16 protein-coding genes and 1 pseudogene are annotated in these 22,072 nt (G+C 71.2%); 7 read left to right on the top strand and 10 right to left on the bottom strand.

The features are described from left to right. Positions 1-48 precede the first annotated feature (48 nt). The 8 genes from ACZ6CV_RS32160 to ACZ6CV_RS32195 all read right to left on the bottom strand — a co-directional run bounded on the left by ACZ6CV_RS32160 (position 49) and on the right by ACZ6CV_RS32195 (position 8,785). Entirely contained in the window at positions 49-816 is a 768-nt protein-coding gene (locus ACZ6CV_RS32160) for a ferredoxin reductase (protein WP_469254707.1), read from the bottom strand. Beyond that, positions 809-1,438, bottom strand: a complete 630-nt coding sequence (locus ACZ6CV_RS32165) for a sulfite oxidase-like oxidoreductase (protein ID WP_469254709.1) — start codon at positions 1,436-1,438, stop codon at positions 809-811. Before ACZ6CV_RS32165 ends, ACZ6CV_RS32160 begins: the two co-directional genes overlap by 8 nt. Next, a complete protein-coding gene (locus ACZ6CV_RS32170) occupies positions 1,435-2,784 on the bottom strand; it encodes an amidohydrolase (RefSeq protein ID WP_469254743.1) in 1,350 nt (449 codons plus the stop codon). Before ACZ6CV_RS32170 ends, ACZ6CV_RS32165 begins: the two co-directional genes overlap by 4 nt. A gap of 59 nt (positions 2,785-2,843) precedes the next feature. After that, positions 2,844-3,614, bottom strand: coding sequence for a phosphorylase family protein (locus ACZ6CV_RS32175; RefSeq protein ID WP_469254783.1), 771 nt, complete (start codon positions 3,612-3,614; stop codon positions 2,844-2,846). A 106-nt stretch (positions 3,615-3,720) separates the two neighbouring features. Beyond that, positions 3,721-5,331, bottom strand: a complete 1,611-nt coding sequence (locus tag ACZ6CV_RS32180) for a glycerol-3-phosphate dehydrogenase/oxidase (RefSeq protein ID WP_355810263.1) — start codon at positions 5,329-5,331, stop codon at positions 3,721-3,723. A 5-nt stretch (positions 5,332-5,336) separates the two neighbouring features. After that, complete coding sequence (gene glpK / locus ACZ6CV_RS32185; protein WP_355810265.1) at positions 5,337-6,881, bottom strand: glycerol kinase GlpK; 1,545 nt, start codon at positions 6,879-6,881, stop codon at positions 5,337-5,339. 69 nt (positions 6,882-6,950) lie between these two features. Continuing rightward, complete coding sequence (locus tag ACZ6CV_RS32190; RefSeq protein ID WP_469254750.1) at positions 6,951-7,742, bottom strand: MIP/aquaporin family protein; 792 nt, start codon at positions 7,740-7,742, stop codon at positions 6,951-6,953. A gap of 278 nt (positions 7,743-8,020) precedes the next feature. Then, positions 8,021-8,785, bottom strand: a complete 765-nt coding sequence (locus ACZ6CV_RS32195; RefSeq protein WP_362371225.1) for an IclR family transcriptional regulator — start codon at positions 8,783-8,785, stop codon at positions 8,021-8,023. 279 nt (positions 8,786-9,064) lie between these two features. Between ACZ6CV_RS32195 and metH the strand changes: the two genes are divergently transcribed. The 4 genes from metH (at position 9,065) to ACZ6CV_RS32215 (ending at position 17,000) form a co-directional block, all read left to right on the top strand. Beyond that, positions 9,065-12,601, top strand: coding sequence for a methionine synthase (gene metH, locus ACZ6CV_RS32200; RefSeq protein ID WP_469254752.1), 3,537 nt, complete (start codon positions 9,065-9,067; stop codon positions 12,599-12,601). Between the two features lie 100 nt (positions 12,602-12,701). Then, positions 12,702-13,397 carry an HAD family hydrolase gene (locus ACZ6CV_RS32205; RefSeq protein ID WP_469254754.1) on the top strand — a complete coding sequence of 232 codons (696 nt, stop codon included), beginning with the start codon at positions 12,702-12,704 and terminating at the stop codon, positions 13,395-13,397. A gap of 339 nt (positions 13,398-13,736) precedes the next feature. Beyond that, a complete protein-coding gene (locus ACZ6CV_RS32210) occupies positions 13,737-15,344 on the top strand; it encodes an ABC transporter substrate-binding protein (protein ID WP_469254756.1) in 1,608 nt (535 codons plus the stop codon). Between the two features lie 69 nt (positions 15,345-15,413). Beyond that, entirely contained in the window at positions 15,414-17,000 is a 1,587-nt protein-coding gene (locus ACZ6CV_RS32215; protein ID WP_469254758.1) for an ABC transporter substrate-binding protein, read from the top strand. Between the two features lie 118 nt (positions 17,001-17,118). Here the strand turns inward: ACZ6CV_RS32215 and ACZ6CV_RS32220 are convergent, their stop codons facing one another. Both ACZ6CV_RS32220 and ACZ6CV_RS32225 read right to left on the bottom strand, forming a co-directional pair. After that, positions 17,119-17,790 (bottom strand): response regulator, encoded by a 672-nt coding sequence (locus ACZ6CV_RS32220; RefSeq protein ID WP_030782872.1) that lies wholly within the window; start codon positions 17,788-17,790, stop codon positions 17,119-17,121. A gap of 15 nt (positions 17,791-17,805) precedes the next feature. Then, positions 17,806-18,687, bottom strand: a complete 882-nt coding sequence (locus ACZ6CV_RS32225) for a RecB family exonuclease (protein ID WP_469254760.1) — start codon at positions 18,685-18,687, stop codon at positions 17,806-17,808. Positions 18,688-18,816: 129 nt separating this feature from the next. Here ACZ6CV_RS32225 and ACZ6CV_RS32230 point away from each other — a divergent pair, with 129 nt between their 5' ends. The 3 genes and pseudogenes from ACZ6CV_RS32230 to ACZ6CV_RS32240 form a co-directional block, all read left to right on the top strand. Continuing rightward, positions 18,817-20,445 (top strand): site-2 protease family protein, encoded by a 1,629-nt coding sequence (locus ACZ6CV_RS32230; RefSeq protein ID WP_469254762.1) that lies wholly within the window; start codon positions 18,817-18,819, stop codon positions 20,443-20,445. A gap of 61 nt (positions 20,446-20,506) precedes the next feature. Further along, the gene (locus ACZ6CV_RS32235; RefSeq protein WP_469254764.1) at positions 20,507-21,409 is read left to right on the top strand and encodes a tRNA (adenine-N1)-methyltransferase; all 903 of its coding nucleotides are present in this window, start codon (positions 20,507-20,509) and stop codon (positions 21,407-21,409) included. 318 nt (positions 21,410-21,727) lie between these two features. Next, positions 21,728-22,072 (top strand): annotated as a pseudogene (locus tag ACZ6CV_RS32240) (hypothetical protein); the annotation flags it as partial.

The following is a 22,072-nucleotide window of genomic DNA, read 5'->3' on the forward strand; positions in this document are numbered from 1 at the left end:
AAGACATCCGATGTGTCAGGCGATTATGGGCCCGTGGCGCGGCCTCGGTCAGCCGAAGCGCTCGATCCTGATCCGGTCCACCGGCTGGCCGCCGTCCACCAGCAGCCGCGAGGCGTGCTCCGCGAAGCCGTTGGAACCGCATATGTACGCCTCCCAGCCGCCCTCGGGCCGCCCGTCCGCCTCCAGCAGGCCCGCCAAGTGGCCCGCGTTCAGGCGGCCTTCGGAGCGGGTGAGGACCACGGTGGTCTCGTCGCCGTACTCGTCCGCGTAGATCAGATCCTGCGGCGTGCGCGCCGAGACGATCAGCCGCAGCGGGACGTCGAGCCCCGCCAGGCGGCGGTGGCGGACCATCGACATCAGCGGCACCACGCCCGAGCCGGCCCCGAGCAGCAGCGCGGGACGGTCGCCCGGCCAGGCGAAGAACCCGGCCAGCGGACCGCGCACCTCGACCGTGTCGCCGACGCGCGCCACGGTGTGCAGATGCCCCGACACCTCGCCGTCCCGCACATGGTCGAGGGTCAGCTCGATCTCGCCGCCGCCGTCCGGCGCGGAGGCGATCGAGTAGTGCCGCTGGGCGACGTAGCCGTCCTCGGCGGTGAGCCGCAGCATCAGGTGCTGACCCGGCACGTGCCCCTCCCACTCGGGCACCTTCAGCCGGAACGTCGAGACGAGCGGGGTCTCGCGCCGCACCCCGACGATGGTGGCCCGCTGCCACAGGGCGGCCGAGCGGCTGCTCACGTCGATGCGGCCGGGCACGGCGAACGCGGTCGGCGGCACGAACGGCGCCGCGCTGTGGGTGTACGAGGGGTCAGTCACCGCGGTAGCGCTCCTCGGCCCACGGGTCGCCCCGGTGGTGGTAGCCGTTCTGCTCCCAGAAGCCCGGCTCCTCGCGGTCGGTGAGGCGCAGCCCCGCGACCCACTTGGCGCTCTTCCAGAAGTACCGGTGGGGGACGATCAGCCGGGCCGGGCCGCCGTGTTCGGCGGGCAGCGGCGCGTCGCCGTACTCCCACACGATCCACGCCTTGCCGCCGGTCACGTCGGCCAGCGGCAGGTTCGAGGTGTAGCCGGTGTGGGAGTACGCGATGACGTGGCTCGCCGCGTCGAGCGGGCGGGCCTCGGCCAGGAACGAGTCCAGGCTCACCCCGCCGAACCGCACCCCGAACTTGGACCAGCCGGTCACACAGTGGATGTCGCCCCGGTACTCGGCGGCGGGCAGCGCGTGCGCCTCGTCCCAGCTCCAGGTGCGCGGGGCCGCGACCAGGCCGTCGACGCGGAACGTCCAGTCGGCGGCGGCCAGTTGCGGCGTCACCTCGGCGGACAGGACGGGCCAGCTGTCGCCCGCGTCGTACTGCCCGGGCGGCAGCCGCGGGTCGCGGTCGGCGGCGCGGGAGCGGCCGGTGAAGCCGCGGGTCGGTTCGAAGTCGGTGCCCGGGGTCATACCGCGCTCGTCTCCTGCCGGGCGGCCGCGGTCAGCTCCCGCAGCACGGCGGGCTCGTCGAGGGTCAGCAGGGCGCGGTCGCGCATCAGGACACGGCCGTCCACCACGGTGTCCCGGACATCGGCGGCCGACGCCGCGTACGCGAGCGTCGACCACGGGTCGTGGCGGGGCGCCAGGTGCGGCCGCGCCAGATCGAGGACGATCAGATCGGCGCGCTTGCCCGCCTCCAGCGACCCCAGCTGGTCGTCGAGGCCGAGGGCCCGCGCCGACTCGACGGTCGCCATCCGCACCGCCTGCTCGGCGCCGACCGCCGTCGGATCGCCGCCCGCCTTGTGCACGAGCGCGGCCACCTTCACCGCGCCCAGCAGGTCCAGTGTGTTGGAGCTCACGGCGCCGTCCGTGCCGAGGCCCACCGTGACGCCCGCGTCGAGCAGCTCGGGCACCCGCGCGATGCCGCAGCCCAGCTTCAGGTTGGACACCGGGCAGTGCGCGACGCCCGTGCCCGTGCGGGCCAGCGTCGCGATCTCCGCGTCGGTGAGGTCGACGGCGTGCGCGAGCAGCGTGTCCGGGCCGAGCACCCCCAGCGAGTCGAGCAGCTCCACCGGCCGCATGCCGTGCTGCTCGGTGACGACTCCCACCTCGCCCGCGTTCTCCGCGGCGTGCAGGTGGAGCAGCGCGCCGTGCTCACGCGCCAGCGCGGCGATCGCCGTCAGCTGCTCGGGCGCCAGGGTGTACGCGGAGTGCGCGAAGACGACCGGGCGGGTCCCCGGCGCCGGCGTGCGGGCGGCCAGGTCGGCCGTGGCCCAGCCGAGCCGCTCCGCGTAGGGGCGCCCGTCCGGCGGGCCCGGCACGTCCATGAAGGTGGGGCCGGTGAGCAGCCGCCACCCCGCCTCACGGGCCGCGACCTCGGCCGCCTCGTGGAACCAGTACATGTCCAGCGCGGTCGTGACACCGCCGCGCACGGACTCGGCGATCGCGCCGCGGATGCCCGCCGTCACCGTCTTGGGGGAGAGCAGCTCGGCCTCCCGCGGGATCACCCGGGCCAGGAAGCCCTGCAGCGTGACGTCGTCGGCGATGCCGCGCAGCAGCGTCATCGCGAGATGGGTGTGCGTGTTGATCAGGCCGGGCAGTACGAGACAGCCGCGCGCGTCGATCTCCTTGGCCGCCTCGTACGCCGTGCGCAGCCGCTCGGCGGGCCCCACCTCGACGACGCGGCCCTCGCGGACGGCGACCGCGCCGTCCGTCACGACGGTGCCCGCGGCGTCGACGGTCAGCACGTCGCCGCCGTGCACCAGCAGGTCGATGGAGCCGCCGCGGTCCTGGGCCGGCAGGTCGGTGGGGTGCATCGCTTCCGTTCCTTCGCCCGGGTCGTCCGGGGGCGCGGGTCGTTCGTACGGCGGGTCGTTCAGTGGCTGGTGGAGGCCAGCAGGCGCAGTGCGTCCAAGGTTATCCGGGCGCCGCGGTCGACCCCGGCGGCGACCACGTCGCGGTGCGGGTCGTAGGCGCCCGTCCCGTGTGCGGCCTCCTCGTCGACCAGCTCGTCGGCGTTGGCGCCGTCCACGACGAGCGCGCCGCCCGCGGTCAGCCCGTGCGTGGCGGCGAAGACGAGCAGCGCCGAGAGCTCCATCTCGATCGCGGCGATCCCGGCCCGCGCGTACGCCTCGCCGGGCAGCGGCAGGAAGCCCGGCTGGAACGCGGCCCGCGTCCACACCACGCCCCGGTGGTGCGGGGCGCCGGCCGCCCGCGCCGCGCGCTGCAGCGCGAGGACCGCCTCCGGCGCCGAGAACGCCGGGTACTCGGCGGGGATCAGCTGCTGGGTGACGCCGTCGTCGCGCACCGCGGCGTCCGCGATGACCAGGTCGCCGTCCCTGATCCCCGGCCGGATCGCGCCCGCCGTGCCGAGCCGCAGGATGGTCCTGACGCCGGCCTCGGCGAGCTCCTGGAAGAGCAGCAGCGCGCCGGGCGCGCCGACGCCGTGCGAGGCGACGACGACCTGCGTGCCCTGCCAGCCGCCCGTGAAGGTGCGGTACTCGCGGTGGTACGACACCTCCTTGGCGTCGGCGAGCAGGTCCGCGACGGCGACCGCCCGGCCCGGGTCGCCGACGACCACCGCGTGTGCGGGCAGGCCGGTGCGGGGGACACGGGTGACGGGCAGCGCGTCGGAGGGCGACGTCATGGGAGAGCTCACGCGGGTGATCGTACGCAGCGCCGGGCACGGGTGAGGGGCGGCCCCCGACGGGAGCCGCCCCTCAGCGCCTGTGTGACGTCCCCGGTCGCCGGGGTCAGGCCTTCTTGCCCAGCAGGTCCTCGACCTTGCTCCGCACGTCGTCCGTGGCCAGGCCGCGGATCGTCAGCGTCGTACGGCGGCGCAGCACGTCGTCCGCCGTCTCGGCCCACTCGTTGTCACGGGCGTAGACGACCTGGGCCCAGATCTCCGGGGCGTCCGGGTGGACGCGCTCGGCCAGCTCCGGGTTCTCGTTCGCCAGGCGGGCGATGTCGAAGGAGAGCGAGCCGTAGTGCGTCGCCAGGTGCTTGGCGGTGTCGGCGGCCATCCGCGGGCCGGGCGCGGGGCCGTCGACCAGGAGGCGGTGGGCGACGGCACGCGGGTTGGCGATGCCGGGCAGCGGCAGCTTCTTCGGCAGCTCGGAGATCGGCTCGTAGTCGTCGCCGAGCGGGTGCCCCGGCAGCGCCTCCAGCTTCTTCATCACCGTACGGCCGATGTGCCGGAACGTCGTCCACTTGCCGCCGGCCACCGACAGCATGCCGCCGGTGCCCTCGGTGACGACCGTTTCGCGCTTGGCCTTCGAGGTGTCGCCGGGGCCGCCGGGCAGCACCCGCAGACCCGCGAAGGAGTACGTGATCAGGTCGCGCGACAGCTGCTGGTCGCGGATGGAGAAGGCGGCCTCGTCCAGGATCTGGGCGGTGTCCTGCTCCGTGACGCGCACGTCCGCCGGGTCGCCCTCGAACTCCTCGTCCGTGGTGCCGAGCAGCAGCATGTCCTCCCAGGGGAGGGCGAAGGTGATGCGGTACTTGTCGATCGGGGTCGCCAGCGCGGCCTTCCAGGGGGCGGTGCGCTTGAGGACCAGGTGCGCGCCCTTGGAGAGGCGGATGGAGGGCGCCGCGTCGGGGTTCTCCATCTTGCGCAGGTGGTCGACCCAGGGGCCGGTCGCGTTCAGGACCAGACGGGCGTTGACGCCGAACTCGTCGCCGCTCATGCGGTCCTTGAGCTCCGCGCCGGTGACCCGGCCCTTGGTGAAGCGCAGGCCGGTGACCTCGGCGTGGTTGAGGACGGAGGCGCCCGCCTCGACGGCCGCGCGGACCGTCATCAGCGCCATGCGGGCGTCGTTCATCTGGTCGTCGCCGTAGACCGCGACGGCCTTCAGGTTGTCGGTGCGCAGCTCCGGCACGTCCTGCGCGGCCTTGGCCGGCGAGAGCAGGTGGCCGACGCCGTCACCGAAGGCGGAGAGCGCGCTGTACGCGAACACGCCCGCGCCCAGCTTGGCCGCACCGTGCGGGCCGCCCTTGTAGACCGGCAGGTAGAAGGTGAGCGGGTTCGCCAGGTGGGGGGCCACCTGGCGGGAGACCGCACGGCGCTCGAAGTGGTTCTCCGCCACCAGCTTCACGGCGCCGGTCTGCAGGTAGCGCAGGCCGCCGTGCAGCAGCTTGGAGGAGGCGGAGGAGGTGGCGCCGGCGAAGTCGCCGGCGTCCACCAGGGCCACCCGCAGTCCCGACTGCGCGGCATGCCAGGCGGTGGAGATGCCCAGGATCCCGCCGCCGATCACCAGGAGGTCGTACGTCGCCTTGGAAAGCTGCTCCCGGGTCTCGGCGCGGCTCTGGTGCGAACCGGCGGCCGGATGCGTCCCGAGGGCAGGGACGCTCTGCAGGGTGGTCATGTGTCTTACTCCTCGCCACTCTCGTCGAGCCAGCCCATGGACCGTTCCACGGCCTTGAGCCAGCTCTTGTACTCACGGTCGCGGGTGCCCGCGTCCATGTGGGGGGTCCATTCGGCGGCCCGGCGCCAGTTGGCGCGCAGCTCGTCGGTCGAGGACCAGAAGCCGACGGCGAGACCGGCGGCGTAGGCGGCGCCGAGGCAGGTGGTCTCGGCGACCATCGGACGCACCACGGGCGCGTCGAGGAAGTCCGAGATGGTCTGCATCAGCAGGTTGTTGGAGGTCATGCCGCCGTCGACCTTGAGGGCCGCGAGCTCGACGCCGGAGTCCTTCGTCATGGCGTCGGTGATCTCGCGGGTCTGCCAGGCCGTGGCCTCCAGGACGGCGCGCGCGATGTGCGCCTTGGTGACGTACCGGGTGAGACCGGCGATCACACCGCGGGCGTCGGAGCGCCAGTACGGGGCGAACAGGCCGGAGAAGGCCGGCACGAAGTAGGCGCCGCCGTTGTCCTCGACCGAGGACGCGAGCGTCTCGATCTCGGCGGCGGAGTTGATCAGGCCCATCTGGTCGCGCATCCACTGCACCAGCGAACCGGTGACGGCGATGGAGCCCTCCAGGGCGTAGACCGGCTTCTGGTCGCCGATCTGGTAGCCGACCGTGGTCAGCAGGCCCGAGTAGGAGTTGATGGCCTTGTCACCGGTGTTCAGGAGCATGAACGTGCCGGTGCCGTACGTGGACTTGGCCTCGCCCTCGGCGAAACAGGTCTGGCCGAAGAGGGCCGCCTGCTGGTCGCCGAGCGCGGAGGCGACCGGGATGCCGCCGAGCACGTCGCCGAGCGTGCCGCCGGTGACCTCGCCGTAGACCTCGGCGGAGGAGCGGATCTCGGGGAGCATCGCCGTGGGCACGCCGATGGACTCGCAGATCTTCTCGTCCCACTGCATCTTGTGCAGGTTCATCAGCATGGTGCGCGAGGCGTTGGTGACGTCGGTGACGTGCTTGCCGCCGTTGACGCCGCCGGTCAGGTTCCAGATGACCCAGGAGTCCATGGTGCCGAAGAGGATGTCGCCGGCCTCGGCGCGCTCGCGCAGGCCCTCGACGTGGTCGAGCAGCCAGCGGGCCTTGGGGCCCGCGAAGTAGGAGGCCAGCGGCAGGCCGGTCTCGCGGCGGAAGCGGTCCTGGCCGACGTTGCGGCCGAGCTCCCTGCAGAGCGCGTCGGTGCGGGTGTCCTGCCAGACGATGGCGTTGTGCACCGGCTCACCGGTGTTCTTGTCCCACAGCAGCGTCGTCTCGCGCTGGTTGGTGATGCCGATGGCCTTGATGTCGTCGCGGGTGATGCCGGCCTTGGACACGGCCCCGGCGACGACCTCCTGGACGTTGGTCCAGATCTCGGCGGCGTCGTGCTCGACCCAGCCCGGCTTCGGGAAGATCTGCTCGTGCTCCTTCTGGTCGACGGAGACGATCCGGCCGTCCTTGTCGAAGACGATGCAGCGGCTCGAGGTGGTGCCCTGGTCGATGGCCGCGATGAAGGGGCCTGCGGTGTGTGCGTCGGTCACGGTGTGCTCCAGAAATTCTTGGCTGTCGGTCTCAGGCGTCTGTGGCGGTCATCGGTCGCTGTCGCGGGTCTACTTGAACGCGACGTTGTAGAGACCGCCGGCGATGGCGCCGCCGATCAGTGGGCCGACGACCGGCACCCAGGCGTACGACCAGTCCGAGCTGCCCTTGTTCGGCAGCGGGAGCACGGAGTGGATGATGCGCGGACCGAGGTCACGGACGGGGTTGATCGCGTAGCCCGTGGGGCCACCGAGGGAGAGGCCGATGCCGACCACGACGAGCGCGGTGATCAGGGCGCCGAGGGTGCCGAGGCCGTTGCCGCCGTCGTTCAGGCCCTGGGTCAGGATGGCGAGGACCAGGACGACCGTGGCGATGATCTCCGTGAGCACGTTCTGGACGTAGTTGCGGATCTCCGGACCGGTCGAGAAGACGCCGAGCACCGGACCGGCCGACGGCGCGGCCTTCTGGTCGACCATGCCCTCCTCGACCGGCTGCGCCGCGAGGATCTCGGGGTCGGTCAGATGGGCCCTGAACTGGCCCAGGTAGGTGACCCACACCAGTACGGCGCCGATCATCGCGCCCAGCAGCTGCGAGGCCAGGTACAGCGGTACGTCGCTCCACTTGGTGCCGCCCTCGATGGCGAGACCGAGCGTGACCGCCGGGTTGAGGTGGGCGCCGGAGACGCCACCCGCGAGATAGGCGCCGGTCAGGACCGCGAAGCCCCACCCGAAGGTGACCGCGAGCCAGCCGGCGTCCTTGGCCTTTGAGCGCTTGAGCGTGACGGCGGCGCACACGCCACCGCCGAGCAGGATGAGCACGGCGGTACCGATGGTCTCGCCGATGAAGATGTCGGAGCTGGACACCCGCGACTCCTTTGTCCTTCGTCCAGGGGAAGGCGAACCCCGGGTCCCTCCGGTGGTCCGCGACCTCAGGTGAGGTCGTTGCCGGCCCTTGGCCTTGTCACACTCTAGCGCGTAATGCCGGTAGGTGTTCGACAATGCCGACCGATGGACGCGAGTCTCACCCCGGGGTTACTGGCACGTCAAGGGTTCTGTTATTGAAAACACGATCGTTATTGATCGTTCCGTCTTATGGGTCCACGCCACCACGGGACGGGCCCGCCCGCAGGCGGGGGAGGGCGTCAGAAGCGCCCGGCGCCCAGGTCCCGCGAGACGGCGCGCGCGCAGTCCCGTACGGCGGCGATCAGCTCGGGCCGCAGCTCCCCGTCCCGGCAGACCCGCTCGACGGCGCCGGTGACGCCGACCGCGCCGACCGGCATGCGGCGCCGGTCGTGGATCGGGGCGGCGACGGAGGCGATGCCCTCCCAGGTCTCCTCCACGTCGGCCGCGTACCCGCGCGCGCGGGTCAGGTCGAGGATGGACTCGAAGCCCTCGGGGTCGGTCACGGTGTGCGCCGTGAAGGAGTTGCGCTCGACCTCGACGGCTTCGTTGTGCGCGACCGGGTCGTACGCGGACAGCACCTTGCCCAGCGCCGTGGAGTGCAGCGGCTGCATGGCCCCCACCTCCAGGACCTGGCGGCTGTCGTCCGGGCGGAAGACGTGGTGGACGATGAGCACGCCCTGCTGGTGCAGGACGCCGAGGTGGACGCTCTCGCCGCTGGAGCGGGCCAGGTCGTCGGTCCACACCAGGGCCCGGGCCCGCAGCTCGTGCACGTCCAGATAGCTGTTGCCGAGGCGCAGCAGCTCGGCGCCCAGCTGGTAGCGGCCCGACGCGGAGTCCTGCTCGACGAAGCCCTCCGCCTGCAGGGTGCGCAGGATGCCGTGCGCCGTACCCTTGGCGAGGTCGAGGGAGGAGGCGATCTCCGAGAGGCCGAGCCGTCGCTCGCCGCCCGCGAGCAGCCGCAGCATCGCCGCGGCCCGTTCGAGCGACTGGATGTTGCGTGCCATCGCAGCCCCGACCTCCGTCCCCTCGCTCCATGTCGCCGCACCGGTGTCGGCGTTCGGCAATGCTGAACACTATCGGTCGTTGTCGACCTCTCGCTAATGCGTGGACGAGATGTCTTGTCCGCGATCTCGTGCCGAGCACGAGGACGAGGCACGACGCCGCACTAGTCCGTCTCGTGGACGCCTCCACCGCGGGACCTTGGTCCCGGCTACCCTGGCCGAGTGCGCCCTCCAGCCAGAAGGCGCAAAGCCGACAGCCGTCGCACTCCAGGGAGCTCTTTCATGGCCTCGTCGCCAACCCCGTCGTCGCAGCCCACGCCCGCATCGTCCGAGAGCAGGACCCGGGTCGACGCCCTCCGCGAGGCCCTGGCCACCCGCGTGGTGGTGGCCGACGGCGCGATGGGCACCATGCTCCAGGCGCAGGACCCCACGATGGACGACTTCCAGCAGCTCGAGGGCTGCAACGAAGTCCTGAACATCACCCGCCCCGACATCGTGCGCTCCGTCCACCAGGAGTACTTCGCGGTCGGCGTGGACTGCGTGGAGACCAACACCTTCGGCGCGAACTTCGCGGCTCTGAACGAGTACGACATCCCCGAGCGCAACTTCGAGCTCTCCGAGGCCGGCGCGCGCATCGCCCGCGAGGTCGCCGACGAGTTCACCCGGGACACCGGGCAGCAGCGCTGGGTGCTGGGCTCGATGGGCCCGGGCACCAAGCTGCCGACCCTCGGCCACGCCCCGTACGCCACCCTGCGCGACGCCTACCAGACGAACGCGGAAGGCATGATCGCCGGCGGCGCCGACGCGCTCCTGGTCGAGACCACCCAGGACCTCCTGCAGACCAAGGCCGCCATCCTCGGCGCCCGCCGCGCCCTGGACGCCACCGGCGCGAACCTCCCGGTGATCTGCTCGGTCACTGTCGAGACGACCGGCACCATGCTCCTGGGCTCCGAGATCGGCGCCGCGCTCACCGCCCTGGAGCCGCTGGGCATCGACATGATCGGCCTGAACTGCGCCACCGGCCCCGCCGAGATGAGCGAGCACCTGCGCTATCTCGCCCGTCACTCGCGCGTCCCGATCTCCTGCATGCCCAACGCCGGCCTGCCCGTCCTCGGCAAGGACGGTGCCCACTACCCCCTGACCGCCGCCGAGCTGGCCGACGCGCAGGAGAACTTCGTCCGCGACTACGGCCTGTCCCTGGTGGGCGGCTGCTGCGGTACGACGCCCGAACACCTGCGCCAGGTCGTGGAGCGGGTACGGGGCGTTGCGACCGCCGCCCGTGAGCCGCGCCCCGAGCCGGGTGCCGCGTCGCTGTACCAGACGGTTCCGTTCCGCCAGGACACCGCGTACATGGCGATCGGTGAGCGCACGAACGCCAACGGCTCGAAGAAGTTCCGCGAGGCGATGCTGGAGGGCCGCTGGGACGACTGCGTGGAGATGGCGCGCGATCAGATCCGTGAGGGCGCGCACATGCTGGACCTGTGCGTGGACTACGTGGGCCGCGACGGCGTCGCGGACATGGCCGAGCTCGCGGGCCGCTTCGCCACCGCCTCCACCCTGCCGATCGTCCTCGACTCCACCGAACTGCCCGTCCTGCAGGCCGGGTTGGAGAAGTTGGGCGGGCGCGCGGTCATCAACTCCGTCAACTACGAGGACGGCGACGGGCCCGAGTCGCGCTTCGCGAAGGTCACCGCGCTGGCCAAGGAGCACGGCGCCGCGCTGATCGCGCTGACCATCGACGAGGAGGGCCAGGCCCGCACCCCCGAGCACAAGGTCGCCATCGCCGAACGGCTCATCGAGGACCTCACCGGCACCTGGGGCATCCACGAGTCGGACATCCTCATCGACACCCTGACCTTCACCATCTGCACCGGCCAGGAGGAGTCCCGCAAGGACGGCATCGCCACCATCGAGGCGATCAGGGAGCTGAAGAAGCGCCACCCGGCCGTGCAGACGACGCTGGGCCTGTCGAACATCTCCTTCGGCCTCAACCCGGCCGCCCGGGTCCTGCTCAACTCCGTCTTCCTGGACGAGTGCGTCAAGGCCGGGCTCGACTCCGCGATCGTGCACGCCTCGAAGATCCTGCCGATCGCGCGGTTCGACGAGGAGCAGGTCACCACCGCGCTCGACCTGATCTACGACCGGCGCGCCGAGGGCTACGACCCGCTGCAGAAGCTGATGGAGCTCTTCGAGGGCGTCTCGACGAAGTCGATGAAGGCCGGCAAGGCCGAGGAGCTCCTCGCGCTGCCGCTGGACGAGCGCCTGCAGCGCCGCATCATCGACGGCGAGAAGAACGGCCTGGAGGCCGACCTGGACGAGGCCCTCCAGGACACCCCGGCCCTCGACATCGTCAACAACACCCTCCTGGAGGGCATGAAGGTCGTCGGCGAGCTCTTCGGCTCCGGCCAGATGCAGCTGCCCTTCGTGCTCCAGTCCGCCGAGGTGATGAAGACCGCCGTGGCCCACCTGGAGCCGCACATGGAGAAGACCGACGACGAGGGCAAGGGCACCATCGTGCTGGCCACCGTCCGCGGCGACGTCCACGACATCGGCAAGAACCTCGTCGACATCATCCTGTCCAACAACGGCTACAACGTCGTCAACCTCGGCATCAAGCAGCCCGTCGCCGCGATCCTGGACGCCGCCGCGGAGCACAAGGCCGATGTGATCGGCATGTCCGGGCTCCTGGTGAAATCCACGGTGATCATGAAGGAGAACCTGGAGGAGCTCAACCAGCGCAAGATGGCCGCCGACTTCCCCGTCATCCTCGGCGGCGCCGCCCTCACCCGCGCCTACGTCGAGCAGGACCTGCACGAGATCTACGAGGGCGAGGTCCGCTACGCCCGCGACGCCTTCGAGGGCCTGCGCCTGATGGACGCCCTCATCGCCGTCAAGCGGGGCGTGCCCGGGGCGACGCTGCCCGAGCTCAAGCAGCGCCGGGTGCCGAGCAAGGCCACCGCGGCCGTCCTCGAGGTCAATGAGGAAGAGCTGCCGACCCGCTCCGACGTGGCGGTGGACAACCCGATCCCGGAGCCGCCGTTCTGGGGCACCCGGGTGGTCAAGGGCATCCAGCTCAAGGAGTACGCGTCCTGGCTGGACGAGGGCGCGCTGTTCAAGGGCCAGTGGGGCCTCAAGCAGGCGCGGACCGGCGACGGACCCTCGTACGAGGAGCTGGTGGAGAGCGAGGGCAGGCCGCGGCTGCGCGGCTGGCTGGACCGGCTGCAGACCGACAACCTGCTGGAAGCCGCCGTCGTGCACGGCTACTTTCCGTGTGTCTCCAAGGGTGACGACCTGATCATCCTCGGTGAGGACGGCGCCGAGCGCACCCGCTTCACCTTCCCGCGCCAGCGCCGCGGCCGGCGGCTGTGCCTGGCGGACTTCTTCCGCCCCGAGGAGTCCGGCGAGACGGACGTGGTGGGCCTGCAGGTCGTCACCGTCGGCTCGAAGATCGGCGGGGCCACCGCCGAGCTCTTCGCCGCCGACTCCTACCGCGACTACCTCGAACTGCACGGCCTGTCCGTGCAGTTGGCCGAGGCCCTCGCCGAGTACTGGCACGCCCGGGTGCGCGCCGAGCTCGGCTTCGGGGGAGAGGACCCCGCGGACGTCGAGGACATGTTCGCGCTGAAGTACCGCGGCGCGCGCTTCTCGCTCGGCTACGGCGCCTGCCCCGACCTGGAGGACCGCGCGAAGATCGCGGAGCTGCTGGAGCCGGAGCGGATCGGCGTCCAGCTCTCCGAGGAGTTCCAGCTCCACCCCGAGCAGTCCACCGACGCGATCGTCATCCACCACCCCGAGGCGAAATATTTCAACGCGCGCTGATCCGGCGCAGTCGTACACTGGTCGGTCCAGTGCAGGCCGGTTGCCTTCCCGTCAGAAGGAGGCAGCCGGCCTTCTCGTCCCTCGAGGAAGGTGTGGTCGCATGACCAGTACGGTTCCCGCGCTCGGCACCCGAACGGCCGAAGGCTCCGCCCTGCAGGGTGTCCTGCTCGACATGGACGGAACCCTCGTGGACACCGAGGGCTTCTGGTGGGACGCCGAGGTCGCGGTCTTCGCCTCCCTCGGGCACGCGCTCGACGAGGCCTGGCGCGACGTCGTCGTCGGCGGCCCCATGACACGCAGCGCGGGCTTCCTCATCGAGGCCACCGGCGCCGACATCACCGTCCCCGAGCTCACCGTGCTGCTCAACGACGGCTTCGAGGAGCGCATCGCCGGCTCCCTGCCGCTGATGCCGGGCGCCACCCGGCTGCTCGCCGAACTCGGCGCGCACGGCGTGCCGATGGCCCTGGTCTCCGCCTCGCACCGCCGCATCATCGACCGCGTCCTCGGCTCGATCGGCGCCCACCACTTCGAACTCACCGTCGCCGGCGACGAGGTGGCCCGTACGAAGCCGCACCCCGACCCCTACCTCCTGGCCGCCCGGGGCCTCGGAGCGGACCCCGCCCGGTGTGCCGTCATCGAGGACACCGCGACCGGTGTCGCCGCCGCCGAGGCCGCGGGCTGCCGCGTCGTGGCCGTACCGTCGGTCGCACCCATCCCCGCCGCCGCCGGACGCACCGTCGTCGCCTCCCTCGAAGACGTCAACCTGCCTTTCCTGCAAGGGCTGATGACCCTCTGACAGTTCCCTCGGCAACCCCTTGAAGGGGTGTGACGTTTCCCACCCCCGAGGGGGTCGACAAGGGTGCCCGCGTGTGCCGCGCGCCCCGGGTGAGGGTGGGGCGACGTGCCGTTGTGTCCCGATTGGTGGGAGCGTGCACGAAACCTTCCGGTGTCGGGTTATCGGTGTGTCCACGCCCGGTTTCGCAGCGTGATGGAAGAGGGGCTCAGGCCCCCTCCGGCGCTCATCTGGTGCGGACTAATCTCGTCGCGAGAACATCGCCCCACCCCCCGTGCACCACCAACCCACACCCCGCGTTGCCGGATTCACGGGATTCAACAGCTCTGGAGAACGTCGAGCATGAACCGCAAGACTTTGGTGCTGCCGGCTGTCATAGGTCTGCTCGCCCCCGCGCTCGCCGCGTGCGGTGGCTCGGACGGGTCGGACGGCGACAAGCCGATCGCCGTCGGCACCACGGACGCGTTCGCCATCTCCAAGGAGGTCCCGGCGCCCTTCGACCCGGCGTACGCCTACGACGCCGGTTCCTGGAACCTCCTGCGCCAGACCGTCCAGACGCTGATGGCGATGCCGCGCGGCGGCGGCGACCCGCAGCCCGAGGCCGCCGAGCGGTGCGGCTTCACCGACACGGGCAACGAGCGCTACACCTGCACCCTGCGCAAGGGCCTTGAGTTCTCCGACGGCAAGCCGCTGACCGCCGCGGACGTGAAGTTCTCCATCGAGCGCGTCCGCGACATGAAGATCAAGAACGCGAGCGGTTCGGACGCCCTGGTGTCGAACGTCGACGAGATCGAGGTCCAGGGCGACCGCGACGTCGTGTTCCACCTCAAGAAGCCGGACGCCACGTTCCCGTTCAAGCTGGCCACGCCCACCGCGGGCATCGTCAGCAAGGACCAGTACAGCAAGAACAAGCTGCGGGACGGCTTCGAGGTGTCCGGCTCCGGCCCGTACACGGCGAAGCAGGAAGTGAAGGACGACCGTCTGGTCAAGACGGTGTTCACCAAGAACCCCACCTACAAGGGCGGGTTCAAGGTACAGAGCGACAAGGTCGAGCTGCGCAACTTCCCGGACGCCGACGCCATGGGCAAGGCGCTCGAGGACGGCGACATCGACCTGATGACGCGCACCATGTCGCCCAAGCAGGTCAGGGAGCTCGACGCCGGTTCGAGCAAGAAGATCGACCTGGTCGACATGCAGGGCCTGGAGATCCGCTACCTCGCCTTCAACACCGACGCCCCGACGGCCAAGAACAAGGCCGTCCGCCAGGCCATGGCGCAGCTCGTCGACCGCGGCGCGCTGGCCTCCTCGGTGTACGGCTCGACGGCCGACCCGCTGTACTCCCTGGTGCCGTCGACCATCACCGGCCACGCCAACTCGTTCTTCAACAAGTACGGCAACCCGAGCACGGCCAAGGCCCGCGCCCTGCTCAACCGGGCGAACGTCACCACCCCGGTGAAGATGACGCTGCACTACACCACGGACCATTACGGCCCGGGCACCAAGAAGGAGTTCGAGCTGCTGAAGAAGCAGCTGAACGCCTCCGGCCTGTTCGACGTGTCGGTCAAGGGCGTGCCGTGGAACACCTTCCGCGCCGCCGAGCGCGACGGCAAGTACGCGGCCTACGGCATGGGCTGGTTCCCCGACTTCCCGGACGCCGACAACTTCCTCGCGCCCTTCCTCGACAAGGACAACTTCCTCGGCTCGCCGTACGTGAACGACACGGTCAACGACCAGTTGATCCCCACGTCCCGTCGCGAGGCCGACCGGCTCGCCGCCTCCAAGAGCATCCGCAGGATCCAGGACATCGTCGCCGACGACGTGCCGGTGCTCCCGCTGTGGCAGGGCAAGCAGTACATCGCGGCGCGCGACGACATCACGGGCGTCGAGTGGGCGCTCAACTCCTCGTCCAACCTCCAGCTGTGGGAGCTCGGCCGCGGTGTGAGCGGCTGACCTTCGCGCACCGAGGGCACCCCGGCGTCCTCAAGTCCAGCGAACGACCTCAACACCAAAGGCACGTAAGTGAAATGTCGTAACCAGTGGCTGGCCCTTCCCCTCACGGGAGGGCTGGCCGCCGCCCTGCTGACCGGCTGCGGCACGGAATCGGGCGGTGCGGGGGACACGGGCGACGCGGTCGTGATGGGGATGTCCGACGACGTCCTCGCCACCGACCCCGCGTCCGGCTACGACCCCGGCTCCTGGCTCCTGTTCAACAACGTCTTCCAGTCGCTCCTGAGCTTCCCCAAGGGCGCCACCGAGCCGGAGCCGGAGGCCGCGAAGCGGTGCGGGTTCACGGACGCGGAGGCGAAGGTCTTCAAGTGTGAGCTGCGCGACGGCCTGAAGTTCAGCAACGGCGACGCGCTGACCGCCAAGGACGTCAAGTTCTCCTTCGACCGCATGCGGCACATCAAGGACGACGCCGGTCCGGCGATCATGTTCCCGATGCTCGACCGGGTGGAGACGCCGAACACCAAGACGGTGGTCTTCAAGCTGAAGTACTCCGACGCGACCTTCCCCAGCAAAATCGCCTCGGGTGCCGGCTCCATCGTGGACCACCGCGAGTACGACATGAACGGGCTGCGCGAGGACGGCAAGGCGGTCGGCTCGGGGCCGTACAAGCTGGACTCGTTCGACAAGGAGCAGGCGGTCTTCTCCGTCAACTCCGACTACCAGGGCACCGCCAAGGTCAAGAACGACGGCGTGGCCATCAAATTCTTCCACGGCGACCAGAAGGGCCTGAAGAAGGCGCTCCTGGGCGGCGAGATCGACCTGGCCTACCGAGGCCTCGCCGCCGCCGACATCGCGGACATCGAGCGGGACACCTCCAAGGAGGGCCAGGACGTCGACATCGTCGAGGGCACCAGCGCCGAGGTGCAGCACCTGGTCTTCAACATGAAGGACCCGGTCGCGGGCAAGCTCGGGGTGCGCAAGGCCATCGCGTACCTCCTGGACCGGGACGCCCTCGTCCAGGAGGTCTACAAGGACACCGCGACGCCCCTGTACTCGATCGTCCCGGCGGGCATCGGCGGCCACAACACGGCGTTCTTCGACACCTACGGCGCCCGTCCGCAGCGCGCGAAGGCCGCGTCCGCCCTGCGCGGCGCCGGCATCGACGGCAAGGCCAAGCTCACGCTCTGGTCGACGCCCTCGCGCTACGGCCCGGCCACGGACCAGGAGCTGAAGGCCATCGCCAAGCAGCTCAACGCGTCCGGCCTGTTCGACGCCGACGTGAAGTCCGTCGAGTTCGAGCAGTACGAGAAGGACATCGAGGCCGGCAAGTACGGCGTCTACGTCAAGGGCTGGGTGCCGGACTACCCGGACGCGGACAACTTCACCCAGCCGTTCTTCGGCAAGGGCAACGTCCTCGGCAACCACTTCGAGAACAGCGCCATCACCGGGAAGATCATCCCGGGCACCGCCACCGAGAGCGACCGCACCAAGACCGACAAGCAGTACGGCGAGCTGCAGGACATCGTGGCCGACCAGCTGCCCGTCCTGCCGGTGTGGCAGGCCAAGCAGTACGCCGTCGTCCGCGACAGCGTCTACGGCCTGGAGTCCTGCCTCGACGCGTCGACGGTCTTCCGCTTCTGGGAGATCAGCAAGGGCTGACCGGACGGCCGACGGAGCCCCGAGCGGCCGACCGAGCCCCGCCCACGTACGAGAAAGGTGGCCGCCCCCGTGGAGGGGGCGGCCACCTTCGTCGTTGCGGGCCCGGCGGAGCGGGCGGTCACTGCGCGCCGGGGCGCACCAACCCGCTCTCGTACGCGTACACCGCGGCCTGCACCCGGTCGCGCAGCCCGAGCTTGGTGAGCACATGGCCCACGTGCGTCTTCACGGTCGTCTCGCTCACGAAGAGGTCCGCGGCGATCTCGGCGTTCGACAGGCCGCGGGCGACCAGCTTCAGGACCTCGACCTCGCGGTCGGTCAGCGTGTGCAGGGTGTCCGGCACCGGCTCGTCGCCGGACGGCAGGTGCGCGGAGTACTTGTCGAGGAGGCGGCGGGTGATGCTCGGCGCGAGCATCGCCTCGCCGGCCGCGACCACCCGGATCGCCTGCACCAGCTCGTTGGCCGGGGCGTCCTTGAGGAGGAAGCCGCTGGCACCGGCGCGCAGCGCCTCCACCACGTACTCGTCGAGGTCGAAGGTGGTCAGGACCAGCACCTTCGCCGGACCGTCCCGGCCGGGGCCGGTGATCTGGCGGGTCGCCTCCACCCCGTCCATCCGCGGCATGCGGATGTCCATCAGGACGACGTCGGGCTGCAGCGCCCGCACCTGGTCGAGAGCCTGCAGGCCGTCGCCGGCCTCGCCGACGACCGCGATGTCCTGCTCGGCCTCCAGAATCATCCGGAAGCCGGTGCGCAACAGCGGCTGGTCATCGACCAGTAGGACGCGGATGGCCACGGTGTCTCTCCTTAGCTAGCCCGGGCCCATTCTGCCCTGCTCGCCCTCCGCCGACTCGGGCGCCCTCACAGGAAGCGGATACGGCGGGGGAGTCCCGCCGAATTCCGGGCATACCGCCCGATGGTCGCACCAGCCGCACAGTTTGGTCGGCCGCGGCCGCCAGTTCCCGGTCTCCGTCGCCAGCTCGATCGCCTCCCACAGCGCGAGCAGCTTGCGCTCGACCCGCTCCAGATCGGCGACCACCGGGTCGTACGTGATGACGTCGCCACTGCCCAGGTAGACGAGCTGGAGGCGGCGCGGCACGACGCCCTTCAGCCGCCACACCACCAGGGCGTAGAACTTCATCTGGAACAGGGCGCCCTCCGCGTACTCCGGACGCGGGGCCTTGCCCGTCTTGTAGTCGACGATGCGGACCTCGCCCGAAGGGGCCACGTCCACACGGTCGATGATGCCGCGCAGCCTCAGGCCCGACTCCAGCTCGGCCTGGACGAAGAGCTCCCGCTCGGCGGGCTCGAGCCGCGTCGGGTCCTCCAGCGTGAACCAGCGCTCCACCAGCCGCTCCGCGTCGGACAGCCAGCTCGCCATCCGCTCGCCCTCCGGGTCGTCCGCGAAGAGCTCCGTCAGCTCGGGCTTGGCCTCCCGCAGCCGGTCCCACTGGCCCGGGATGAGCGACTTGGCGCGCGGCGCGGTGCGCTCGCTCGCGGGCGCGTCGAAGAGCCGCTCAAGGACCGCGTGCACCAGCGTGCCCCGGGTCGCCGCCTCACTCGGCTTCTCGGGCAGCTTGTCGATCACCCGGAACCGGTAGAGCAGGGGGCACTGCATGAAATCGCCCGCGCGCGAGGGCGACAGGGACGCCGGGCGCACGGCCGCCACGACGCCGTCGGTGCTGGTTTCCATAGGGACAGACCCTACGACCCGCCACCGACAACAGCCGCATACCATCGACGGCAGACCCTCTCGCCCTGCATGATCGTGCGGGTAACCACGCCATACCGGGGCGAGGGACGCTTCGATCGAGGGGACATCGTGGACGAAAGCGGCGGGAGCGGCAGGCCGCGGTCCGACGGCGCCGAGGGCCTGCGGCCGGACGGTGCGCACGGCTCCCCGGAGCCGGCACGTCCGGTCGACACGGCCGACGAACCGGCGCGCCGGGCCGAGGCGGACCGGGACCCCGAGCGGCCGACGGACGCGTCCGGCGCCCCGGAGGCGCCGAGGCACCCGGCCGACGAACCGGCCCGGCCACGGGACGAGAACACGGACACCCCAGCCGGCACGGACACCTCCGCGTCCCCGGACACCCCACCCGGCACGGACACCTCCGCGTCCCCGGACGCCCCAGCCGGCACGGACGCCTCCGCGGCCGAGCCGCCGCGTGAGCAGAACCCCGGTGAGCAGAGCCCCGACAACCAGCGCCCTGACGAGCAGCGCCCCGACCTCACCAAAGCCACACCGCGGGAGCAGTCCGGCGGCAAGGGCACCCCCGCGCCGCCCGGCAACCGGAAGGGGCCCGGCGGCGGACTGCTCATGGGTAGGCCGTTCGGCGTGCCCGTCTACGTCGCGCCCAGCTGGTTCCTCGTCGCCGCCCTCATCACCTGGGTCTTCGGCGACCAGCTCGACCGCGTGCTGCCCGAACTCGGCGGCGCCCGCTACCTCGTCTCCCTCTTCTTCGCGGTGGCCTTCTACGCCTCCGTACTCGTCCACGAACTCGCCCACACCGTCGCGGCCCTCCGCTTCAAGCTGCCGGTGCGCCGCATCCAGCTGCAGTTCTTCGGCGGCGTCTCCGAGATCGAGAAGGAGTCCGAGACCCCCGGACGCGAGTTCGTCCTCGCCTTCGTCGGCCCGCTCCTCTCCCTCGTCCTCGCCGGGGTGTTCTACGCGGGGATGCAGGCCGTCGACCCGGGCACCGTGCCGGGCGTCCTGCTCGCGGGACTGATGATCTCCAACCTCATCGTCGCCGCCTTCAACCTCCTGCCCGGCCTGCCCCTGGACGGCGGCCGGATGCTCCGCGCCGTCGTCTGGAAGATCACCGGCAGGCCCATGAGCGGCACCGTGGCCGCCGCCTGGGTCGGCCGCGCCCTCGCCATCTCCGTCCTCATCGGGCTGCCGCTGCTCAACCAGTCCGGCGCCCTCGGCGGCGACGCCCAGGACATCGGCGGCATGGACACCGTCATGGACGCCCTGCTCGCCGCGATCCTCGCCGCGATCATCTGGACCGGCGCCGGCAACAGCCTCCGCATGGCCCGGCTGCGCGAACACCTGCCCGAGCTGCGCGCCCGCACCCTGACCCGCCGCGCCGTCCCCGTCGAGGGCGACACCCCGCTCTCCGAGGCGCTGCGCCGGGCCAACGACGCGGGCGCCCGTGCCCTCGTCGTCGTCGACGCGGACGGCGACCCGATGGCCGTGGTCCGCGAGGCGGCGATCGTCTCCGTGCCCCAGCACCGCCGCCCCTGGATCGACGTCGGCGGCCTCGCCCAGGACATCACCGAGGGCATGCGGGTCTCCGCCGAACTGGCGGGCGAGGAACTCCTCGACACCCTCCGCACCACACCCGCCACCGAGTACCTCGTCGTCGAGGAGTCCGGCGAGATCTACGGAGTGCTGTCCGCCGCGGACGTGGAACGCGCCTTCGTCAAGGCCATGGCCCGCCCCTCCTGACCGGGCCGGGACCGCCGACACCGTGGTCGGCGGCCCGCGCGGGGGCCGGTAGGCTGGTCACATGTCCGAACCGACCGGTGCCGCCCGCCGTCGCGGGCCCTTCAAGGTCGGGGACCAGGTCCAGCTCACCGACCCCAAGGGACGCCACTACACGTTCACGCTCGAGGCCGGGAAGAATTTCCACACCCACAAGGGTTCCTTCCCGCACGACGAGCTGATCGGCGCTCCCGAGGGCAGTGTTGTCCGTACCACGGGAAACGTCGCCTACCTGGCGCTGCGACCCCTGCTCCCCGACTACGTCCTGTCCATGCCCCGCGGCGCCGCCGTGGTCTACCCCAAGGACGCGGGGCAGATCCTGGCCTTCGCCGACATCTTCCCCGGCGCACGCGTCGTGGAGGCGGGCGTGGGCTCCGGCTCGCTCAGCAGCTTCCTGCTGCGCGCCATCGGCGACCAGGGAATGCTGCACTCCTACGAGCGCCGCGAGGACTTCGCCGAGATCGCCCAGCAGAACGTGGAGCGCTACTTCGGCGGCCCGCACCCGGCCTGGCAGCTGACCGTCGGCGACCTCCAGGACAACCTCAGCGACACCGAGGTCGACCGCGTCATCCTGGACATGCTCGCCCCCTGGGAGTGCCTGGAGGGCGTCTCCAAGGCGCTCGTCCCCGGCGGCATCCTGTGTTGCTACGTGGCCACCACCACCCAGCTCGCCAGGACCGTCGAGTCCATCCGCGAGATCGGCGGCTTCAACGAGCCGACGGCCTGGGAGTCGATGATCCGCAACTGGCACATCGAGGGCCTGGCCGTGCGCCCGGACCACCGTATGATCGGCCACACCGGATTCCTGCTCACCGCCCGCCGCCTCGCGGACGGTGTGGAGCCCCCGATGCGCCGCCGCCGCCCCGCCAAGGGCGCGTACGGCGAGGACTACTCCGGCCCGAACGCCGACGGCGGCGCCGGCCGCTGAGGCGGCCCGTCACCGCGTCCAAGGCACCGGCGCCGTGCCGGAGTTCCCGGATACCTATCGGAACTCCGCCACGGCGCCTTTCCGTTGCCGCCCCGGGTGAACCCTCACCCGACGCCGTTGACCTGCCGCGCGGACCGCACGGGCCCACGGCGCGGTGAGCGGGAGCCGGGCCCGCACAGGCTCGCTGACACAGCGGCAGGAACCGCAACCCCTCAGACTTCCCCGGCGCAGGACGTGCACACCCCGCCGTTCCCTCGCGGTGTGACGTGTGGCACCATGCTGGCCACCCCACCGGCACAGCCTCAGGAGACCCTCCTAGTGCAGTCTTCCGCCGTCCCGGAGCTCGCCCACACCCACACCCGTCCCATCCACTGGCTCGCCACCGCGACCGCCGTCGCGGGCGTCGTCGCCTTCTCCTCGGTCCTGCAGCCCGGCGCGGCGACGGCGGCCCAGCCGGCCGCTCCCGAGACCAAGAGCGCTCCGGCGCACATGACTCCGCCCGACCCGGCCGCGGTGACGTTCCCGATCGAGTGCGGCCCGGTGAAGGCCGTCGTGCAGAAGCGGGGCTCCGGCGACCTCGACGGCGACGGCCGCCCCGAGACGGCGGCCGCGGTCCACTGCGACGCCCCGATGGGCACCCCGCCCGACGGCGTCTACGTCCTG

It is taken from the genome of Streptomyces sp. NPDC041713 (genome assembly GCF_055591085.1).